The following is a 21,135-nucleotide window of genomic DNA, read 5'->3' as shown; positions in this document are numbered from 1 at the left end:
TAACAATGAGCGACAATAAAAAAGACATCCTAAAAGGCGAATTATTAGCACACGGTGCAGACAATTATTTGCACGACCCAGCCAAATCAATGAATTACTACGCACAAATTAAAAAAGATGACGGTACAATTTCCGAGCGTTGGGGAAAGGATTTGGAAAGTGTTATCAAAGATAGCGGTGTCCAAGTGGGCGATACAGTCGTTTTGGCAGAACTTGGCAAAGAGCCTGTCGTGGTAGGCGATAAAACCTTTCATAAAACCATTTGGGATTTGCAAAGATATGAACCAGTATTAGACCTGCCAAACGCCATAGAACACGACACAGAGCGAGAATTACAAAAATCAGCTCTTGCTGTATCTGCTGATAAGACAAAAGAAAATGAGCAGGAAGCACCAGCAACACCCAAAAAAACGTCAAACCTATCTGACTTTGAGTTTGAATTGCCAAGCAATATCAAAAATAATTACTTTGGCATTGTCAAAAACAGATATTTGCTAGACCAAAAGACCAATTACTATGACAAAGACGATAAAAACCAAGTAAATATTGCTTTTGAAGACCGTAATAAGAGCCTACACACTTCTCGCCAAGATGAGAAGACGATTTACGCCATGCTGGATATGGCACAGGCTAAGAACTGGACGGCTATTAAGCTAAAAGGCACAGATGAATTTAAACAAAAAGCGTGGCTAGAAGCGTTTTTGCGTGGTATTGAAGTTGAAGGCTATGAGCCGAACGAAAAAGATTTGGCGGAATTAAAGGCTAGGCAAGCTGAACGCACCACAAATCAAGTGGAAATGACCGCTCAAAAAGCACCTGAAATCAAACAAGATATTGAACAATCCAAAGTTGAAACACAGAAGCAGGAATCGATTAAAGAGCCTATCGTACTGGATATTCCAGCCTATCATACCTTTAATAGTGAGCAACAAGATAAGGCTTATTTGGATAGATTGGGGGCTGATTTTGCTGGTGTAAAAATGGAACGGAAAGCATTAAATTTTAATGAAGCCAAAGAGAATGCTAAGAATTTTACTGGGCAGGAATTAACAAATTTTCATAGTGGCATAAAAGCAGTTATTTCTAATAATTCTTTGAGTAAAATGTTGAGTGGTAAGGCTTATGAGAAATCTGTTGATTTAAAAACGCACTTGATAGCGGTATCAAATGCAGATAAGTTGTTTGAGAACTCTATTTTTGGTTGGCAACACGAACATAAGGGTGCTGACAAGAATTCTGATATTGGAGCGGTGCATAGAGCAATAGCACCTTTAAAAATTGATAATGAAGTCTATTTGGCGAAATTGACTATAAAAGAATTTGCCTATGACGGAAATAGAGTTTATTCTATTGAAGCGGTTGAATTGGAAAATGAAAAAAGCCCCATTCCAGAAATGGTAGCCAACGACTTAGATTATAAGGCGAAAACTGACCGGCACAATGGGGCTTTGATAGATATCATAGTTCAAAACGCCCAAGAATACAATAGGGAAAATCAAAAAAATGTTGAAAATTTACATAATTACAACATTTCTATAAATCAAGATATTCTAGACAACGCTCTTGCGATGAAAGAAAATCACTATGAGCGTGGCTATACAAGCGAAAAAGAAGTATTGAGCGATAATTATTTTGCGATTGACCCAAAAAATGATTTCTATATTGCCAATCAGTTAAACAAAGATGTTTCTGAATTTAAAAATCATCATTATGCAATAGATAGAACTTCTGATACTTACTTTATTAAGCAAATGGTTAATGAATTGAATATTTCAGATGATGTAAAGCGTGATTTTGAATTAAAATTTAATAACCGTATGACAGAGCAGTTTTATGCAAATGATAGCTATGATATGCCACACGAGAATTTTTCCCTAAGAAACTATGCTGTTTTGGCTCGTTCTGATTTGGAGCAATCATTAAATAAATTCAATGAACCAAACAGGGATTTAGTTATAAAATCATTTGATGGTTTAATGGTTGATTATTCAAAACAGGTGGTAGCTCATCAAAAATCTTGGTTACTGTCAAGAGCAAATAGCGAAGTCGCATTAGAGCCTAAAAAAAGTGCAACGGAACTAAAAAACGATATTCGCCAAATTGTTCAAAATGGGTACAGAGACGGCTCAATAAAAAGTCGTGATGACCTTGTGGGAGTATTAAAAGAGCGTGGTTTTGAGATTAAAGAAAATGAAAAATCTATCAGCGTATCTCTACCTAATAGCAACCAGTCTGTGAATTTAAAAGGCGAAATGTTTACAAAAGGTTATGACGCTGTAAAATCATTAAAAGAGCGTTTAGAGCCTGAAACACTTAAACAAACCTATCCTACACTAAAAGATAGCGATATTGTTCATATTACTGCCTATAAAAATAAAATATTTGATGAAAACAGAAATACGCCAAATATCAAAGTATTGCAGGTTTCATTGGTTCAATTAGAAGATGGCGTTAAATCATTGGCAAAGGGTAAAGAATTGAATTTGCCAAATCTGCCAGTTAATGAAATTAAGCCTGATATTGAAGTTCGTACAACTGACAACCACGATAAGAGCCGTCAAATATGATGTTTCTTTTGTCTTAATAGCCTTAATGGTGTAGGAATTGAATTTGGATTAAATAATGAGACTATTTATCGCAGAAAAACCTGAATTGGCGAAGGCTATTTGCACAGGGCTTGGTGGTGGTTTTAAAAATTTTGAAGGCTACTATCAGCACCCAATCAGTCAAGATGTGGTTACTTGGTGTTTTGGACATATGCTCGCTTTAAAAGACCCTGACGACATAGACCCTAAGTATGAAACTTGGCTAATGGAACATTTGCCAATACCGCCTATATTCCCTGCTCCTAGAAAAGTCCCCAAAGACAAAGCCAAACAAGTAAAAATCATCAAAGAACTGGCTGGCAAAGCAACCACGATTGTGAACGCTGGCGACCCTGACGAAGAAGGACAGCTACTCATTGATGAATTACTTAGGTTTTTTGGCAATAAAAAGACTGTGCTTAGAGTGTTGATTAACGACAACACCCCTGCCGTTGTTAAAAAATCCCTTGCCAATTTACGCCCCAATAGCGAATTTGAGCATTTAGGCTGGATTGCTGAAAGTAGGGCGATTGCCGACCAGTCCGTTGGCTACAATCTCACTCGTGCATATAGCCTAAGTGAGCAAGCCAAAACAGGAAGTAGGGACACTTGGCATATTGGACGAGTACAGACGGTTGTTTTGGGCTTGGTGGTACGCAGAGACCGTGAGAATGCCAGCCATAAAAAGAGTTTTTATTACACCATTACAGGCGATTTTGTTGTGAATGGCGTTGCTTTTACTGCTAAGTACCAGCCCAAAGACACCGACCCCATAGACGATAAGGGGCGATTGATTGATAAGGCTTTTGCTGGCAACCTTGCCAGTTTATTAAGTAATAAGCACGCCAAAATCCTTGTGGCTACCACAAAAGCCTGTGCTGACCCTGCTCCCCTACCCTATAACCTGATTAAATTGCAAGGGGACGCAAGCCGTCTTTATGGCATATCCGCCAAACAGACAGACCAAATTACCCAAGCCCTGCGTGAAAAGCACCACTTAATCACTTATAACCGCTCTGATTGCCAGTATTTGAGTGATGAACAGTTTGCTGATGTGGGGGCGGTGTTTGCTGGCATTACTGGCACTTTGCCTAATTCAGGTGTCTTTTGTGCAACCGCCAACCCCAATCAAAAAGGGCGAGCCTTTAATTCATCAAAGATATCAGCACACCACGCCATTATCCCAACCCAAACGCAAGGCAACTGGGGCAATTTAACCAGTGATGAGCAAAAGATTTATACGCTGATTGCACGCTCTTATATCGCCCAATTCTATCCGCCTTATGAGTATGACGAGACGGCAATAATGCTTGATGTCATCGTGAACGGTATACCCTATCAGTTTTCTGCTACTGCAAGATTTGATAAATCATTGGGCTGGAAAACTCTGTACCGCAAAGACCCTACCAACGAAGAAGTAGCAACTGACGAAGACACCCAATTAGCTGACCTTAGAAGTCTTGTAAGTGGTATGGCAGGGCAATCAGGCGATATTACCGCTACCGAGTGCGAAACCAAGCCAAAGCCTTTGTACACCGAGCAAACGCTCTTAAAAGATTTAACCCAAGTTGCTAAATATGTCAAAGACCCACGCCTTGCCAAAGTCCTAAAAGACAAAGACAAAGACAAGCAGGGCGAACATGGCGGTATTGGAACGCCAGCGACAAGGGCAACGATTATGGATAATCTGTTTAATCGTGGCTATTTGACCGAAAAAGGCAAATCCATTATATCAACCGACAGGGGCAAAGCCCTATATGACTTGGCAGACGACTTGGTAAAATACCCTGATTTAACTGCCATTTGGCACGAACAGCAAAAACAGATTAAAACAGGAGCTGATGTTAAAGCGTTTGCTGATGAAGTCGCCAGAAGCACTATTTATCCTGTCATTGAACGCTTAAAGCAAGGCTATGTACCGCCAAGCCCAAAACCCAAAGAAGACTTGTCAAACAATCCGCCTTGTCCTAAATGCCAAAGACCGCTCAAACGAGCCGAAAGCAAGTTTAAGAAAGGCAAATATTATTGGGGCTGTACTGGCTGGAATGACAAACAAAACCCCTGCAATCACACAATGAACGACAAAGACGGTGTGCCAGTAGAGAAAGAGCCTAAACCAGCTCAAAATCTATCAGAATTTGATTGCAAAAAATGTGGTAAAAAATTGATATTACGACAAGGCACAAGCAAAGCTGGCAAACCATATAGCTTTTTTGGCTGTTCAGGTTTCCCAAAATGTAAAACCAATTATGATGAAGTGGGTGGAGTACCAAAATATGAATGATGATACAGTAATAATTGAATTTGCAAACTACCATTTGCACATTGCCATTAATATATTTATGCCTTATCAGGACATTGAGATTTTTCCTGTGAGTTTCTCTGTTGATGATTGTGCATGTATTAGTGCCGATAATCTGAGATTATGCAGACCTTACCCAAACAAATATTTTTATGTTGTACAGCAAAAGCCGAGTTATCGAGGTCGCAATGAAAACGGTCTGCTATTTTTAATACCCCATCCTAAAGCAGACAACATAAAAGTTACTGTCTTATGGGGCTGGAAATATCGCAATTATGCAAACACAGCAATACAAGAGATTGAATTCACAATTGAAGATTTTAAGCAAAATCAACCTCTACCTGTTGATACTGTCATAACAACTGACGACATGTATGATAGCAACATCATGGTTTTCACAAGACAAGAATTAGAAAGACAAGGTCTTAAACAAAGACTAAAAAGCGTAGATACTCGTGCGGATTTTTGGTGTTGGGATAGTGAACTTGGACTTAGGGGCGACTTTGTCAGACATATCAAACAAAAGTCAACATTGAAACTGATGTCAATGAGTGATTTTGAGAAAATAGACAAGATACCGTATGTTTTTCAAGGTCATTAATACTTCTTATAGAAAAAATTTTACTAGAAAATTTATCTTTAAATAGTATTGATTGTGGGTTAGTTAATGAGATTTAGACATAACAAACCAACCAAAATATACACGCTGAATTTTTGTATCAAGATATTCAGGTTTTCCTTATGTATGACAAAGACAGTCATAGTTTAAATAAAGGTATATTTACTGATAATATAAAAGATATTTTAAATATTGAAAAAATTTTGTTTGAAATTGATGAAAATGAAGGAAAAATCATAGATTTTAAATATGATTTTGAAGCTGTATTTTTGGATATAATTGCCAAAAAATTATACTTTCATCATTCAATGAATGGAGCACCCAAGTATGACTAACATTACAGTAAACGAAAAAACAGACATCAACCCAATCGGTTTTACCTATACACCAACCGAGTTTTATGATTGGGTTACTGATGTAGCAAAGGTTATCAAGAAAACATTTGAACCATTTGGGCTTGATAATGTTGTCTTATATTTTTTTAATTATCGTGTAGATAGTAGAAGCAACAAAAACATAAAAGAAGAATTTCAGTGTTTAAATCTTTTATACACCTTATCAAAAGAAGCGGAGCAAAGGTATGATTTTAATGAAACAGTAGATATAACACTAATGGCGGTGGATAAAACTGTACTTGAATTTCCTAAACAAGATTGCCACAACGGAGCTACTCTTGAATGTTATGTGTACGATATGGTGGACGCTTTGCATTTTTTCAATATGTTACAAATGGCTATTCCTGTGCAACTAGACCAAAATATTGTTAATGAAACCAATGAAGATTGTTGCCAACCTTTTGATGGCAATCAAACAAATGGCAAAATTTGGTTTGATTTCATAAATTCAAGACAAAAAGAATAAAAAAATCGGACAAAAAAATCTGATATGATATAAGACTTCTAGCCTTTTTCTTTTTGTCTTTTAATTAACATAATCGTTTTTTAAAAAGGTGCAATTTTATGAATTTAGATGACTTTAATAATACTACTTCAAAAGAAGCCTATGATGAGTATGTGCTTGCTCGTCAGCGTGAAAACATGACTTTTGTGGAAAATTATGAAACTTGGATTTTAAGAATGACTGAATTAGAAAATCTTCATATTAAAAACCAAAAGCATATTTGGGAAAATAGCGAACACAACCCAGTAAATTATCCTGATTATGAAAATCAAGATGAAGCGACACAGCAACGCTGGATAATGAACGGACAAGATGAATATAATCAGGCACAAAAAGAGCTAGACTTGCAAATAGAAAGACTGGAAGCCTTGCTAAGAAACCCTGATGACATTGAACTAGTCCAAGACAACTAACCAACGGAGTTTACTATGAAAGAGCAAGAGAAAAAGCTAGAAGACTTTGGCGAACATATCGCAGGGGCAAAAAAAGAAACCTATTTTAGAGTGATAGACGTTTCTAATTCAGAGACTAAAAAATTACCGCTATCAAAACTTTGGTCTGACAAAGATATTATGGCGATTGAAGATAAGCAAATATCAGCTCTCGCTTCTGCTTTTAAAGATAGTATGCCAAATAAACCAAGACAGGAATATAAATTAAATCGCTGGTTAAATCAATTACAAAGCTATCAAAGTGCAGTAGTACAACTTTTGGAAGCAAACAACCCAAATGCAACAGAGTTGTTTTTAAAAGAATTTGCCGGTAATAATGTTGGCGGTAAAGCTCGTTTATTATCAGAACTTGACCGTTCCGACTGGAAAAGAATTGGCGATATTGGTTTTTATAAACAAACCACTATTAACGACCTTGTACACCTTTCAATTAAAATTGACGGAATAACACATAGGCTGGCTTCAAAACAATCACAGGATTTTAGAAATTTTGACAGCAAGCCTATTATTGATGATTTGACCGACAATATCAAGGATATATTAGTCAAGCAAAAAGAACAATCTAAAAATGACAATCAAAAATCCCCCAAAATAATGACGGCAAAAAGTTTTGACATATACCAACGCAGAGCGGATGACACAGCCTTTATTTCTGCCAAAACTGACCGCCAAAAAACAGCACTTATTAACTTCAAGGACGTATCAGAAGCTCGTGAATACCTAAAAGACCCTGAAAATATAGACAAACTTAGCCAGCTTTGGACTGAACACAGAGAGTTTAATTCTATTGCCAAAGCCGACATGAGAAACGCAGTCAATGAAGAGCGTACAGGGCAATCTTACCGAGACCACGACATAACCCCTGATGAGTTTATGGCGACTTTTGGCATTCGTGGCGGACAATTTGGCAACTGGGTAACTGGCGATGAACGCCAGCAAATGCTTAATGCAACTTATGACGGCTTTATGGACTTATCCAAAGCCCTGAACATTGAACCCAAAGCCATAGGTTTAAATGGTAGGTTAGGTATTGCTTTTGGAGCTAGGGGTAGCGGTAGTGCGTCTGCTCACTATGAGCCGAACGAAAAAGTTATTAACCTGACAAAAACAAGGGGAGCTGGTAGTCTTGCTCATGAGTGGTGGCACGCCCTAGATGACTACATGAGTTCAACAACAAGACTGGCAACACAAGATTTCAAAACTTGGGCGAGTGCAGAAGGCAATAAGTTGCGTGCAAATTTACGCACCGAGCCAATGAACGAAAGTCTAAAATCACTCATTGAAACCATTAACAAGTCTGATTTCCAGCAACGTTCAAACAATGCTGACGGACTTAGGGGCAAGCCCTATTTTGGTACAATGGTTGAGATGACCGCAAGGGCTTTTGAAGGCTATATCCAACATGAGCTATCAAAGGACGGTATTAAAAATGATTTCTTGGTTAATATCAGAAGCGAACAGAACTGGAAAAAGAACCTTGAAGCATACCCATACCCCAAAACAGATGAACTGGAACAGTTTAGCAAAGCATACACCGCCGTTTTTGATACTCTAAAAGACTTGGATAAAGAATTTGTTCCAGTTCAATATGAGCCTGAAACAATTATCCATGCCGACACTTTGGCTATTGAAGAGACAACACCAGCCGAAACGGTGGTTTCTGAACTAGAAATACAAAAACAAGAAAATGCACCAAGTGAGCCACAACAGACACCGCCGACCCAAGAACAGGATAATCAAGTTCGCCAGTTGCCTTCCGCCGAAAATAAAGCGTTTATCAACGGTTTCTTGGAAAATAACGGATTTGAAAAAGGTATCAATGTTGGCAGTTACAGAAAGCAAGTAGATAGCAACAGTCTATTGGTTGTTAATGTTGCCAATGATGTTTCTATTCAAAGAATAGAAAATGGCGAAGCGAAGGGGCGAGAAGTACTGTTGTCTAGTCTTGCACAAGAATTGGATACGAAAGAAATAGAACAAGCGTTTACAAGTTCAAGGTTGTGGCAAAATCAACTGGCACAATCCACACCGCCAACAGCCCAAGTGGAACAACAGCCCACACCAACAGCCAAAGCACCGCAGGAAACCGCCCTAGCACCCAACATATCCCAATATAAAACCAAGCTAAATACACCCTATGCCGAGAAAGACCAAGCCAAAGCATTAGGGGCGAAGTGGGATAATGTCAATAAGACTTGGTACGCCCCAGCAGGGCTTGATTTAAACCAGTTTAAAAAATGGTTGCCCCAAGAACGCCAAGCCGAGAACTCCACAGGAAAAACCCCAAGCAATGATACCAGCAACCGAATTTATTTATACACCCAGCCGTCTGATAACCCAACTATCCAAGAATTGAAGGCACAGGGTATTGTTAAATTTGATTTACAACACAAACTTTGGTTTGCTCACAAAGACAATCAGGACGCTGTACGACAATGGACGACACGCCCTTATGTGCCGACCCCTGAACAGGCATTAACAGAGCATTTACGCAGTATGGGTATTGCTGTGGCGACAGGACACCCTATTTTTGACGAGCGACCACACCGCCTAGCCAATGAAGGCTCAACCGACAAGAATGTGATGTATCATGCCTACCCTAACCCCAATGGCGTGCCGTATGCACGCATTACCAATTTTAGTAGAAATGGGGTTAGTGAATGGACTTATCCAACAGAGCATTTATTGGCTTTAAGAGCCATTGAAGCAGTTGAAAGAGCCAACGGCGGACACGCCCCTATTCAAAGCTCATACACCCCAAAAACAGCTACCGCACCGCAAACAACACCAAGAACCCAGCAAGCACCACAAAAAGACCCTGAAAAAATCGCCCTTGAAAACAAAATGGCGGAACGTGCAAAAATGCTGATGAGTTTTGCCCCAGTTGCTGACACCAAGCAAAATTACCTTGCTAAAAAACAAGTAACCGCCAATAACGTAGCTCGCATTGTGCCTGATAGTAGTTCCATTCCAGAGCATTTACAGGCTCATATCGCTATTGGCAATACGCCAAAGCAGTATTTTTATCTACTTGCCAACAACCCTGATAACAAGCTGGTATTGCAACGTGGCAATCTTGTTATCCCCCAAACAAATGCACAGGGCGAGATTAGAGCATTTGAAACGATAGCTTACAATAGCAAGAAGTATGCTTTAAAAGACGCAGAAAAGAAAAGCATGATGACCGCTTTGGGAAGCCTTGAAGACGGCAAGCCTATCATCATGGCGGAAGGATACGCAACAGGGGCTACTTTGCATGAAAACACAGGACAAAGTGTAGTGGTTGCTTTTGGCAAAAATGGGCTGATGGATATTGCCAAAGAATTAAGAAGCCAATACCCAAATAGCAAAATCTATATTGGGGCGGACAACGACCACAGCAAAGAAGTCAATGCAGGTTTAATTGACGCAGTCGCCGTACAGCAAGCTGTACAGAATGTGTATATCCTAGTACCCCAATTTGAAAAAAGCGACACAGGCAAAGATTGGAACGATGTACTTGTAGATAAAGGCATTGATGAACTCAAACGCCAAATTAAAGAACAACTGGCGGTTATCAACCCACAAAATATTGATAAGGCACAGAACCAAGCCCAATCAAGGCAACCAGTTCAGGAGACAATACAAAAGCACCCATTAGACCCTGATATTATCCGCCAAAACTATCCTACAATGAGTGAAGAGAATATCAATACCATTCAGATGTGGAGAAAAGAAATACCCCTAAGATATGCTAACGAACCTATCCGAGCCGAACTTGCTTTAAGTCGTTTGGAAAATAAATTACCCCAATATGCACAGGGGGAAGTATTGACAGCCCCAAAGTCGCAAACTGTGGAGCAGAAACCGCCTGAAAACACCATGAGCCAGCCAACACCACAAGCCCAACAAATAGATAATCAACAAGGTGGGTGGAAGCTGTAAGATTGACTACCCCTTTTCTCTTTTGTCCAAATAGCGATAAAGGCTAGACTTACTAATACCGACTTGTTTTGCAATGTCGGTATTACTCATAGTTTTGTAGTTCTCAACAGATGAGTTACGCTCTACCAGCAGGCTTTCTATTTGGGCGATTATATCGGTGGTTAATACTGATTTTCGCCCTTTATAGACCCCCTTTTTCTTGGCTTTTTCTATGCCTTCTTTTTGTCTTTCTCGGATTAAAGCACGTTCCAATTCAGACACCGCCCCCAAGATATGCAAAAAAAACTTATCCATAGGACTATTGTTTGAGCCGTCAAAGGTTAGATTATCTTTGATAGATTTGAAAATGACACCTTTTTTGTTAAGTTGGTTGATGATTGAAATTAGGTCTTCAAGGCTTCTTGCCAGTCTATCAAGACTGTGTACAATGACTGTATCGCCATACCGCACATAATTTAAAAGCTCATTGAGCTGGGGGCGGTCTTTGGTGCTACCAGTCATTTTATCAACAAATACCCTATCTAGCATGATACCGTCAAGCTGGCGGTCTGTATTTTGCTCGGCGGTGGATACTCGGATATATCCAACAGTCTGTACTTTTTGAGTATTTAGTTCGTCTATGTCAATCGTTCGGTCTTGGTCTAATGAGTCTTTCATTTTTTCTTTGTCTCAATAGAAAATATTGGTTATTATGCGACTTATTTCCCAAAAAATCAAATGCAACCCTATTGACACCGATTTTATGGGGTGTATAATATTCCCAATAGGGTGTACCCTATTGATAAAATTTTAATCCCAAAGATATTACTATAAAAAGTGAGTATCTTTGATTATTAAGAGAATAAGATAAAATATGAATTTAGACCAGCTTAATTTATCTTGGTGGCTTATAATAGTTACCGCATACGCTTGTTATCTTGCACTCTTGCCAGTCCAGCGAGAAAGTCATTTAGAAAAATACTATAATGCCCTTAAATTTATTCAATCTCTATATAAGCTATTTGCCCTTATGCTGGTTGCTATCCTTGTTTGGGTTACTTATCATCAAAATTATGTCTATAATGGTGGCAATATTGCCAAAATAACCTTACACACCTGCAAGGCTGGGGGCAACTGTGAGTATACTGGCATAGTTACTTATCGCCCTTTTATGCGTGAATTATCTGTTTTAACTGTGCCACTTTACCCCATTTTAAACTGTCCAAAACCTAATAAAAACTGTATCCAAGAGCAGATTTTTATAGATAAAGAAAATGTAGAAAGCATTACTTTTACCTTTATTAGATAGATACAATCTAACGCCCCCTGCCCTTATCTTTTGTCGCCTTACTCTCAACCATTTTTTTGATTTCTGCCTTTAATTCCGCTTGGTCGCTTGGTAAGTTGTCCGCATACGCCTTATATTGTTTGGCGACTTCGCTGTGGGTTGCTTGTATGGCTTTTAGTTGGCTGGCGGTCGGCTTCTTACCGCCCTGCCCTACCCCTGTGCGTGCATTCTTATGTAGTGAACCTTGACTTTTATTGTCTTGATACTTAAATTGATGTATTCGCCGTGTAGCGGTCGCTTCTATGCCCTGCTCTTTGAGCTTTGCCACAAAAGCCACTCTATAATTATGCAAATCCTGCTTTCTAGGATTTAACCGTTCGCCCTTGTCATTTGTTGCATTTAGCAATACATGACAATGTGGGCTATCTGTATCCAAATGCTGTGCCATGAAGAATTTATGACCGTCAAATTCTTCTTTAACCAAGTTTCTTACCGCCGTCTTCATAGCGTCAGGGTTCGTACCTTTTGGCATTGAAAAGACAAAGTGAAACGCTTCCTTGCGTGAACCTGTCTCGTGTTTGTCGTGCATACCCATAGCACTCCACGAACCCAGCAAGTCTTTTTGTTCATTCTTGCCATTATACTTATTGCCGTCTTGGTCTTCTATCTCAACCTTGCCATTGCGTCCAATGTAGTCAGCGTGCGATTGAGCTTTATTAACCCCTTTGGACGAACCGCTTATTTTAACAACAACCTGTGGTAGTTTTTTATTAATCCCTTTTACCGCATTTAAAGCTGTTTTTTTGGCATTAGCCTTATGATTGCGTCTTGTAGAGCTAATAGAAGGAACACCGCCACTACTAGCAGATTTTTTGGTTTTTTTTGGCGTTCCACTAAACCAATAATCAGGATTATCATATATGTTTGACACAACCTACTCAATTTTATCTAAAATATCTTTCATGTGATAACTTTAATAAATCCCTGTGCTTGTTTTTAATAAACTTTGCACAATACCAATATGTTCTTGGATTTTTTTATAAAGTTGATTTATTGGTAATTCTATCATATTGCCAGCATTATTTGCTTTTGCAATTTGATTGACATTTACACCAATCTTATATAATTCATAATTAGATTTTTTTAAAATCTCTATTTCATTTCCCAACAATCTTTTTTCATTGTACAAATGATGAATTATTACAACTGTGATATAGTATTGAATAGAGCTATTGCTATTTTTTGCCAATTTTTCCAAATACTCATAATCATATATGGGTATGGATAATTGCAGTCTTTTCTTTTTTATAGCAAGTTTTTTTCTTGATAGTATTTTAAGAAGTTCTTGGTTATTTTGCAATTTTGCTTGGTTTATCTCTTTGGTATGATTTTCTATTTTTTCTTGGTGCTGTGAGATTTGATTTTTCTTGTTTTCTATGGCTTGTTTTCTCAACTCATCTTTTGAGTTTTGATTGCCAAAATCATCTTGGCTTGTTAGCCGTTCAATGTCCATTGCCTTGTCAATGATTGCCAAAATTGCTTTGGTGCGTGATGATGTGCCAAGCTCATTTTGAGCGTAGCGATGCAAAAAATCTTTATGGTCTTGGGTCAGCCCCAAGAGCTTGAAAGGTGTGTTAGCCATAAAACAATCCAACCAGCAACAATAATAACAACCAATATTGTACCATATTTGACGGCGTTAGCCTATCCTGCACTAGAAAAAACAAAGAAAAAATGTCAGTTTTATGGGTTGGGATTGTGAGCGTGGTTGCTATTTGTTTTCAAATGCTTTCTACAAATGATTGATTTTTATGATTTTATTTTAAAATGTTTGTTTTTGTTTTCAATTATTTTCAAAAATGCTTGACAATCGTTTTTCAATGTTTTAAAATGTTTTCTAATCATAGATTAGACCTTGACAAATGTTTTAAAGTGTTTTACAATGTTTTAAACCGTTACAATAAGGGCTAATTATGGCTGAAAAAGACAAAGTGCCTGTTGTTGCGATACGCCAAATCGTTAAAATGCGTTCCGATGAGTACCATAATTACAGTTATCGTGCCATTGCTGAACACCTTAAAAGCGAGTTCGGCATTGAAGTAACACCACAGGCAATAGGGTATCTTTATAGAAAAAATAAAGATAGTTTCTCAAATCAAGTAATTGTTAGTTCAGAGAAATCGGAAACAAACAATGAGAATACAGAAACAAAAAAAACCTTATTTAAACCAAAACCACAAGTAGCTACTTTATCAGAACCTTTATTTGAAAAAGATGAAGAAACTGATTTAAAAGACTACTTTAATTAAAGGAAATTATTATGACCTACCCACTAGAAAACAGCATTCATTTTGTAATGCAATCCAAAGGCGGAGTTGGCAAAAGTGTTGTTAGCTCTTTAATGGCTCAATACCTTTCAAACAAAGTTGGTAATTTGTCAATTATTGACATTGACCCAAATAACAAAACATTGGCAAGTTATAAAAGTCTAAATGTTAAACAGATTGACATTATTAAGGACGATGAAAATATTGTAGACCAATCAAAATTTGATGTGTTTTTACAAGATTTTTTACAAAGTGAAAACTCAACATTTTTGGTTGATACTGGTTCAGGAGAATATTTGCCACTTAACAACTATTTAACCATTATGGGTATTCCTGATATTATCAAAGATTTTGATAAAACAATGTATCTTCATATCCCAATCAATTACGGACAAGCAGAAGATGACACAAAGAAATGCTTGCTCAAATTAACAGAAACTTACAGCAATGTTGGTATCATTGTTTGGGAAAATGAATATTTTGGTAAACCAACAACTGAATTTACCCAAACAAAAGCCTATAAAACTTTTGACAATATCATTGGGTCAATCAAACTCAAAAAGCTAAACGCTGATACTTTTGAGAAAGACTTCAAAACAATGATTAAGCACGGTATGACTTTTGCTGATGTTAAGGAAGATGAAAAAGTATTTGAATTTTTTGGCAAAACTCGCTTACACCGCATAGAGCAGGATATTAATGCCCAAATTGACGCAGTTTTCAATCAAGCATAAATCAGGGTAGGGCGACAGTAGTAATGCTATCGCCTTTTTGACTTGGAGCAATCAAATGACTAAAACCAACGAAAAAGAGTTGATAATTCAAGAAATTTTTAAAAAGACCAACACCAAAATAACCGAAGATGACCCCCTTGTGGAAGTCATTATTGGTTTTCAACAAGTTCTCGAAGACACCAAAGAAGATTTTAGGGAATGGGCTGGTATTTTTAACGCTCAATTTCAAGATGAAATGACAGACATTGCCCTAAAAAGCAACACCCAGCTTGCAATCCTAGACCACGATGTGAGCGAAATTCGCCAAAATATTGCCGAAGTTACCAACACCATTTTGGCTAGCTTTGACGAAAAAGCCAAAGATTTAAATATGATTTTAACCAAGCTCCAAGTCAATCACGAACAAGACACCAGCGACAACTTCGCCAAGCACCTTGCCAAGATTGATGATAAATACCAGCAGATGATGGCAATCCAAGCCAAAGATAAGGCATTTAGCCAAAGAGAAGTACTGTTTGGTGTAGGAGGTTTGGTGGCGGGTGTAATTGCTTGCTTACTGGTGTTTTTGGTGGTAAGATAGGGTGGAATATGCCGATTTTTCAAATTTACGGAATAACCTTTCATTGGCGAGATGACAAATGGCACGCCACTTATGATAAACGCAAAATTGAGATTGAAGAAGCCGTATCCGTTTTTGAAGACCCATACCGTCTAACTGACATTGATAGCCGATTTGATTATGATGAAATGCGTATGGCAACAGTTGGATTGAGCAATAAAGGCAGACTGCTTACTGTTGCGTGGGTTGAAATAGACGAATACAATATCACAATCATCACGGCTTTTAAAGCTGGACACAACCAAGCGGAAGATTACTATGCGTACAGACAAATTTGATTATGATGACAAACGATATAGCGAGCAAGAAATGCAAGCTATCCGAGTAAGTCGCAATCCACACCTTTACCCAAAATCCCTACAAAATTTTGACAGAAACCGAGCCAAAGCCCTCGCACAAAACACCCAACCCACAAACTCATTGCTAGATGATGATGTTTTGAGCTGGCTTACTCGTCAAAATGTAGAGACCAAACGCCATATCAACGAAATGCTCCGCCAAGCAATGCAAATGCAACAGGCGATGATTTGATACCCACGCCCAGCCTGATTTTTCTTTTGTCTTTTTAGCAAAAATAAACACCGCCTAAGCGGTGTTTAAATCAATATATAGTTGTCGGCAGGAATTGTTTTAACAAAATATATTGTATTAGTACAAAAAAATCAAGGCAACCCATTGATTACCTTGATTTGTGCGATTTATGCAATTTCTTGATATTCTCGTTCCATTTCATCAATCAATTCGTAGAAATCCGCCCAATCTTGAATTTCTGTACCATTGATATAAAAATGACTGTCCAAAGAATTGATATACCAATCAATATTCAATCCCAAATGCTCATACTTGCTTTGAATAACGCTTTCTAGCACCAAGCAAATCTCGCCAATGTAGATATTGCAAAATAGGGGCATTTCTTGATAACCACGAGCAATTTCCCAAACTCTCTCATCAATATCATTAAGACAGCCACGCTCCAAATCTTCCGCCAAATCAAATAAGTCAGAAAAATGACTTGGCACGCCAATAGTAAGATTATAAGATAGGATATGAGACATAACAAACTCCAAGTAAATGAGTTAATAAACACACAATCAAGTAAATGATTGAAGAAATCATCAAAAACTTTAATGCTTTTGATGTGTTTATCATATCTAACTTAGGTTATATTGTCAAGCGATTATTTTCCATTTTTTGTAAAATATTCAGAAAAAACTTCTACAAAAACAGACTTAAATTTCTTATCTTTTTTCAACTGTTCTAAGTTGTCAAAAATCCACTTTTCTTGCTTGTCGTCCAAATACAAATCAAGGGCAACTTTTTTTGTTTGTCTTTTAGCAGAATATCTAGCAACCGCTTCTTTTTGGGCTTCACTCATCATAATCTCCATAAATTAAGTTTTTTGCCATATTATTTACTGCTGGCAATGATTTTAATTTAAAATCTATCAAATCATCAATAGCAGATTGAAAAGCATCTTTATCATTTTCCGCTACGGATTTTTTTAATTTATCAATGGTTATCTGAATGGATTTTTGTTTATCATAAGTCCATTCATCAACAATTTTTAACTTGGTTTCTCTGGTTAATCTTTTTGACAAACGATAACCTATTGAGCGTTTTTGAGCCATAAGCCACTCCATTATAGGAAAATCAGCCCAAATTGGGCTGATTTTTACTTACTTTGATGATACAGCAACTGCCACAAAAATTGCAGTCATTGAAGAGATTAAACTTACAACAATCGGTATCCACATTGCATATTTACTATCTCGTTCATTCTTTCGTATTTCTGAACGCATTTTTTCAATGTAGGCTTCTCGCTCAATTGCCCTTGCTTGACGTTCTTCTTCGGCTTCGGCTTGGCGAGCCTGACGGTCTATTTCGGCAATGCGAAAATCTTCACGCATTTTTTCAACAGTCGCCTGACTTTCGGCAACCATTTGTTCTAGGTGTTTGATTTGAGCCATTTTCAAATCCTTATCTAGTTGGTTATCAAACATAACAATCAACCTTTCAAAAAGCACACAATCAAGTAAATGATTGTACAAAAGCCCAATGCCTTTGATGAGTACCATTATATATAACTTAGGTTATATTGTCAAGCATTTCAATATAAATATTTTAAGCAACAAATGTAATTATTGACAAAATATTTTTTCTTTTGTCTTTTTAGCAAAAATAAACACCGCTTAAGCGGTGTTTAAATCAATATATAGTTATCGGCAGGTGCTTTTTTAACACAATATATTGATTATTTTGATGAAATGTTACTCTCACTAAACACTTTTTGCACAATCTTACTTTTATCATATTTAAGTAAATCCAAACCATAGCCAAGCCTTGCAACTTCGGCTCTTACATAGGGGGATTTATCGTATAACAAAATATCTAAGCCATAACCTTGTTTAGCAACTTGGCAACGCACATCGGTATACTTATCTTTTATCAATATATCAAGACCGTAATTGTGTTTTGCTACTTCAATTCTTACATACATATTTTCATCAAAAACAAGTTTATCCAAGCCATAGCCACGATTTGCTACCGCACAACGAACAGCACTATGTTTATCATACATCAACTTATGCAAAGAAAACCCATAATGAGCAACCAACTGACGAATTAAACTATGTCTACTTTCAGAAAACTTTTTAATATACATTTTTTGAGCAACCAAACATTCTATAATGGATAAGTCAAAATCACCACTATATTCAAAGTAATCAATAATAGCATTCCATTTATCCTTGTCTTTTAAATCATTCTTAAATAAATTAACATTATGTCTTGCCAATTTCCAATCAATATCAAAAAATTCAGTTTCCCTATCTTTCAAATAAAAGGCATCACACCAATAATGATGAGAATATGGCTGTCCCATATAAATTTCTTGCTTAATACTTTTTAATGTACCGATACAACCATTAAACATTAAATACCTACCAATAACAATGGCTTTTGGATAATCTATACTTGGAATTAATTCATAATATTTCATAGGTAACACTCCAAAATCTCATTAACCATTGCAAAATGTTTTCTGTGGTCTTTATCCAAAAGATATGACTGCCAAATCCTAACAATGGCTTGATAATTACCCTGTTCAAGATACATTTTTTCAATACCAAAACCAAGTCTTTTTTGGTTTGCCAATACAAATTCTTCTGCATTAGCAAGTAGTTTTTCAAAATCCTGCTCTAACTGTGCTTGGTCTAGTTTCTCTTGATTGGCTTTGGCTTGTTTGGCTTGTTTTTTCTGCTCATCAATTTGCTGGGGTGTAAGGTGGTCTTTGATTTCATCATCACTATACCAATCAGACGGCACAAAATCCAACAATTTCAAATATTCAACATATTGCCCCTGCAAATGCACATTACTAATTTCATCAATAACAACTTCAATATCTTTGTCTATTTTTTTAGCAATTTTTGCCCCAAAAACTGCTAATTGCTTTGGTGTCATTTTAAAATTAGCGAATGGGTTATTTTCTTTGGGCTTATCATCACTATTTTTTGTTTTGTCTTTTAATTCTTTAACTGGTTCACTAGTATCAATGTAGGAAAAAGACAATGCAGTTACACTTCTTCCAGTTTTATGTATGTTATACTTAATTTGAATTGGTGTATTTTTATGAATTTCTTGAATTGCCTTGTCAATAACCCAAATTCTAAAATTAGAAAACTTTTCATAACTTCCAACACAATCAAACTTTTCACGCAAATGTTCAATAGTAATATAACCCTTAATCTTGTTATCATCAGGAGATGACAAATATTTTGAGCTTAAAACTATTTCAAGCATAACAATACCATAACTACCCAATTTGGTTATCCAGTCTTTTTGATATTTAGTCCACTTATCTCCATTTCCATCAAAAATTGTTAGCATTTCAATTACACTATTGTGTAATTCTACAACTATCTCCCCCTTTGTTTTTATATAATCACATCTTGTTACCCAAGATAATCCAGTTTTATGCGTTCTTTTACCAAACGGATTATTATCTTTAAAGTTCCAAAACCAAAAAGCCTTTTCAAGTATCGTATCTGCTGTATTCTCCAATACTTGATACACCTTATCTTTTTTTAAATTATATTCATCAGCAAAATCAACCGACCTTATCACAAATCTGTTAATATATGGGTCTACTTCTCTTGATTTTCTGACGATAGGGGACAAAAACAAAATCAATCTACGCTCATTTAAGGTTAAATAACTAATAGCGTGCAATAGGCGATTTTGAATAATAATCAAATCTTCGCTATTGGCATAAGTCATCTCTCTTTTTTTTGTCTTTTCAACTGGCTTTGTGGCTACGGTGGTTGTTGGCAATAACGGCTCATCAGCCACAAACGGTGTTTGTGGTGGCTCAACCAATTCTGTTGTGGCTGGTTTTGGTACTGTGTCAGTAAAGGAGGGCTGAGCTTGTGAAGTAGGCACATAAACATCAGTCAGAAAATTATAAACAACTGGGTCGCTGATGTCCAAACGAAATTTTTTAACAATATTTAATTTCACTTGTATGTCTTCGTTCCAAGTTTCTTTCATAAAATCCACCAATCCCTGAAATTGGACTTGTTCAGACGGTGTCAATTCTGAAAATTTTCTATTCATATCAATACCTTATTATTTAAAAGCAAAGATTTTGGAGTTATTATATCACAAAAAGAAAGAAAATAAAACATTTCTTGCTTTTAGCAACCTTTTTCAAGACCTAAGCAGCAACCTTTTTCAAGACCTAAGCAACCTTTTTCAAGACCTAAGCAACCTTTTTCAAGACCTAAGCAACCTTTTTCAAGACCTAAGCAACCTTTTTCAAGACCTAAGCAACCTTTTTCAAGACCTAATACCATTTAACTCATTGTTTTATAAGTAAAAAATTTTCCCTAAATTATAAAATAAGAAAATTATTAAAAATAATAAAAAGGGCTTCGCTACCGCTTCGCCTTGTTGTTGATTGATTTTTTATTTTTTTGAGAAAAATTTTCTCTTTTGTCTTTTTAAAAATCTTAAAATCTAGTAAAATCTAAGAAACAGATAAAACATGGGGCTGGTAACAGTGAGCGGTAGAACCAAAGTTAAGTACAAAAACATCTCAGTAAACATTGCAGTAGAACTCAATGAGAGACTAGACAGCTTGTCTAGCTTAACAGGTAGACCAAAAACATTCTACATTCGTGAATGTCTTAGAAAATACATCACAGAGCTAGAAGAAACTTACAGCAGTCATACGCTAGAAAGTTCCGATAACAAAAAATTGTAAAATTTGTGAAAAATGCTTGTATTTTTTGTAAATTATGTTAATCTAATCACTAGATATTCGTATCTAGTATTTTTCACAACGGGAGTAAAAATGCTTGACATACTCAAAAAAGTCGCTACCATGACGCAACGCAACGCAACGCA

24 protein-coding genes are annotated in these 21,135 nt (G+C 36.8%); 14 read left to right on the top strand and 10 right to left on the bottom strand.

Annotated elements, in window-relative coordinates; genetic code table 11:
- The first annotated feature begins 5 nt into the window (after positions 1-5).
- The 7 genes from B0182_RS04970 to B0182_RS04940 all read left to right on the top strand — a co-directional run bounded on the left by B0182_RS04970 (position 6) and on the right by B0182_RS04940 (position 10,782).
- A complete protein-coding gene (locus tag B0182_RS04970; protein ID WP_078273870.1) occupies positions 6-2,567 on the top strand; it encodes an LPD7 domain-containing protein in 2,562 nt (853 codons plus the stop codon).
- 55 nt (positions 2,568-2,622) lie between these two features.
- The gene (locus B0182_RS04965; protein WP_078273869.1) at positions 2,623-4,869 is read left to right on the top strand and encodes a DNA topoisomerase; all 2,247 of its coding nucleotides are present in this window, start codon (positions 2,623-2,625) and stop codon (positions 4,867-4,869) included.
- Positions 4,862-5,488 carry a hypothetical protein gene (locus B0182_RS04960; protein WP_078273868.1) on the top strand — a complete coding sequence of 209 codons (627 nt, stop codon included), beginning with the start codon at positions 4,862-4,864 and terminating at the stop codon, positions 5,486-5,488. The genes B0182_RS04965 and B0182_RS04960 overlap by 8 nt, the downstream gene beginning before the upstream one ends.
- Positions 5,489-5,628: 140 nt before the next feature.
- Positions 5,629-5,841 (top strand): hypothetical protein, encoded by a 213-nt coding sequence (locus B0182_RS04955; RefSeq protein WP_012477718.1) that lies wholly within the window; start codon positions 5,629-5,631, stop codon positions 5,839-5,841.
- Positions 5,834-6,367, top strand: coding sequence for a hypothetical protein (locus B0182_RS04950; RefSeq protein WP_012477717.1), 534 nt, complete (start codon positions 5,834-5,836; stop codon positions 6,365-6,367). Before B0182_RS04955 ends, B0182_RS04950 begins: the two co-directional genes overlap by 8 nt.
- 98 nt (positions 6,368-6,465) lie before the next feature.
- On the top strand, positions 6,466-6,819 hold the full coding sequence (locus B0182_RS04945; protein ID WP_078273867.1) for a hypothetical protein: 354 nt from the start codon (positions 6,466-6,468) through the stop codon (positions 6,817-6,819).
- A gap of 15 nt (positions 6,820-6,834) precedes the next feature.
- Positions 6,835-10,782, top strand: a complete 3,948-nt coding sequence (locus B0182_RS04940; RefSeq protein WP_012477716.1) for an LPD5 domain-containing protein — start codon at positions 6,835-6,837, stop codon at positions 10,780-10,782.
- Between the two features lie 6 nt (positions 10,783-10,788).
- Here B0182_RS04940 and B0182_RS04935 read toward each other — a convergent pair whose 3' ends face one another.
- Positions 10,789-11,439: a recombinase family protein gene (locus tag B0182_RS04935; RefSeq protein WP_078273866.1), complete on the bottom strand. Its 651-nt coding sequence runs from the start codon at positions 11,437-11,439 to the stop codon at positions 10,789-10,791.
- 196 nt (positions 11,440-11,635) lie between these two features.
- On the opposite strand from B0182_RS04935, the gene B0182_RS04930 reads away from it, so the two are divergent.
- Positions 11,636-12,070: a hypothetical protein gene (locus B0182_RS04930; RefSeq protein ID WP_012477712.1), complete on the top strand. Its 435-nt coding sequence runs from the start codon at positions 11,636-11,638 to the stop codon at positions 12,068-12,070.
- Between the two features lie 7 nt (positions 12,071-12,077).
- Here B0182_RS04930 and B0182_RS04925 read toward each other — a convergent pair whose 3' ends face one another.
- Positions 12,078-12,980: a relaxase/mobilization nuclease domain-containing protein gene (locus B0182_RS04925; protein WP_078273865.1), complete on the bottom strand. Its 903-nt coding sequence runs from the start codon at positions 12,978-12,980 to the stop codon at positions 12,078-12,080.
- Between the two features lie 42 nt (positions 12,981-13,022).
- A complete protein-coding gene (locus B0182_RS04920) occupies positions 13,023-13,691 on the bottom strand; it encodes a hypothetical protein (protein WP_078273864.1) in 669 nt (222 codons plus the stop codon).
- A gap of 331 nt (positions 13,692-14,022) precedes the next feature.
- Between B0182_RS04920 and B0182_RS04915 the strand changes: the two genes are divergently transcribed.
- Genes B0182_RS04915 through B0182_RS04895 form a run of 5 tightly spaced genes read left to right on the top strand, consistent with a single transcriptional unit; the run spans position 14,023 to position 16,260 of the window.
- A complete protein-coding gene (locus tag B0182_RS04915; RefSeq protein ID WP_012477708.1) occupies positions 14,023-14,358 on the top strand; it encodes a hypothetical protein in 336 nt (111 codons plus the stop codon).
- A gap of 11 nt (positions 14,359-14,369) precedes the next feature.
- On the top strand, positions 14,370-15,110 hold the full coding sequence (locus tag B0182_RS04910) for a nucleotide-binding protein (protein ID WP_078273863.1): 741 nt from the start codon (positions 14,370-14,372) through the stop codon (positions 15,108-15,110).
- A gap of 55 nt (positions 15,111-15,165) precedes the next feature.
- Positions 15,166-15,690: a hypothetical protein gene (locus B0182_RS04905; protein WP_012477706.1), complete on the top strand. Its 525-nt coding sequence runs from the start codon at positions 15,166-15,168 to the stop codon at positions 15,688-15,690.
- Between the two features lie 8 nt (positions 15,691-15,698).
- Positions 15,699-16,007 carry a BrnT family toxin gene (locus B0182_RS04900; RefSeq protein WP_078273862.1) on the top strand — a complete coding sequence of 103 codons (309 nt, stop codon included), beginning with the start codon at positions 15,699-15,701 and terminating at the stop codon, positions 16,005-16,007.
- Positions 15,988-16,260: a hypothetical protein gene (locus B0182_RS04895; RefSeq protein WP_012477703.1), complete on the top strand. Its 273-nt coding sequence runs from the start codon at positions 15,988-15,990 to the stop codon at positions 16,258-16,260. Before B0182_RS04900 ends, B0182_RS04895 begins: the two co-directional genes overlap by 20 nt.
- A 167-nt stretch (positions 16,261-16,427) precedes the next feature.
- Here the strand turns inward: B0182_RS04895 and B0182_RS04890 are convergent, their stop codons facing one another.
- The 7 genes from B0182_RS04890 to B0182_RS14260 all read right to left on the bottom strand — a co-directional run bounded on the left by B0182_RS04890 (position 16,428) and on the right by B0182_RS14260 (position 20,582).
- Positions 16,428-16,784, bottom strand: coding sequence for a hypothetical protein (locus tag B0182_RS04890; RefSeq protein WP_012477702.1), 357 nt, complete (start codon positions 16,782-16,784; stop codon positions 16,428-16,430).
- A 122-nt stretch (positions 16,785-16,906) separates the two neighbouring features.
- Positions 16,907-17,104 carry a hypothetical protein gene (locus tag B0182_RS04885; protein WP_012477701.1) on the bottom strand — a complete coding sequence of 66 codons (198 nt, stop codon included), beginning with the start codon at positions 17,102-17,104 and terminating at the stop codon, positions 16,907-16,909.
- Positions 17,097-17,357 (bottom strand): hypothetical protein, encoded by a 261-nt coding sequence (locus B0182_RS04880; RefSeq protein ID WP_012477700.1) that lies wholly within the window; start codon positions 17,355-17,357, stop codon positions 17,097-17,099. Before B0182_RS04880 ends, B0182_RS04885 begins: the two co-directional genes overlap by 8 nt.
- A gap of 48 nt (positions 17,358-17,405) precedes the next feature.
- Complete coding sequence (locus B0182_RS04875; RefSeq protein ID WP_143821668.1) at positions 17,406-17,729, bottom strand: hypothetical protein; 324 nt, start codon at positions 17,727-17,729, stop codon at positions 17,406-17,408.
- Between the two features lie 251 nt (positions 17,730-17,980).
- Positions 17,981-18,727: a hypothetical protein gene (locus B0182_RS04870; protein WP_078273860.1), complete on the bottom strand. Its 747-nt coding sequence runs from the start codon at positions 18,725-18,727 to the stop codon at positions 17,981-17,983.
- Positions 18,724-20,343, bottom strand: a complete 1,620-nt coding sequence (locus B0182_RS04865) for a replication initiation protein (RefSeq protein ID WP_078273859.1) — start codon at positions 20,341-20,343, stop codon at positions 18,724-18,726. Before B0182_RS04865 ends, B0182_RS04870 begins: the two co-directional genes overlap by 4 nt.
- Before the next feature lie 80 nt (positions 20,344-20,423).
- Entirely contained in the window at positions 20,424-20,582 is a 159-nt protein-coding gene (locus tag B0182_RS14260) for a hypothetical protein (RefSeq protein ID WP_158079635.1), read from the bottom strand.
- Positions 20,583-20,773: 191 nt separating this feature from the next.
- On the opposite strand from B0182_RS14260, the gene B0182_RS13865 reads away from it, so the two are divergent.
- Positions 20,774-20,992, top strand: a complete 219-nt coding sequence (locus tag B0182_RS13865) for a CopG family transcriptional regulator (RefSeq protein ID WP_143821667.1) — start codon at positions 20,774-20,776, stop codon at positions 20,990-20,992.
- Positions 20,993-21,135: the final 143 nt, after the last annotated feature.

Origin of the sequence: Moraxella bovis, from assembly GCF_002014975.1 — a bacterium.
In the GTDB taxonomy this organism is placed as follows: Bacteria; Pseudomonadota; Gammaproteobacteria; order Pseudomonadales; family Moraxellaceae; genus Moraxella; species Moraxella bovis.
The sequence above is the reverse complement of the archived record's forward strand: the minus strand, read 5'-3'. Positions and strand labels throughout refer to the sequence as shown.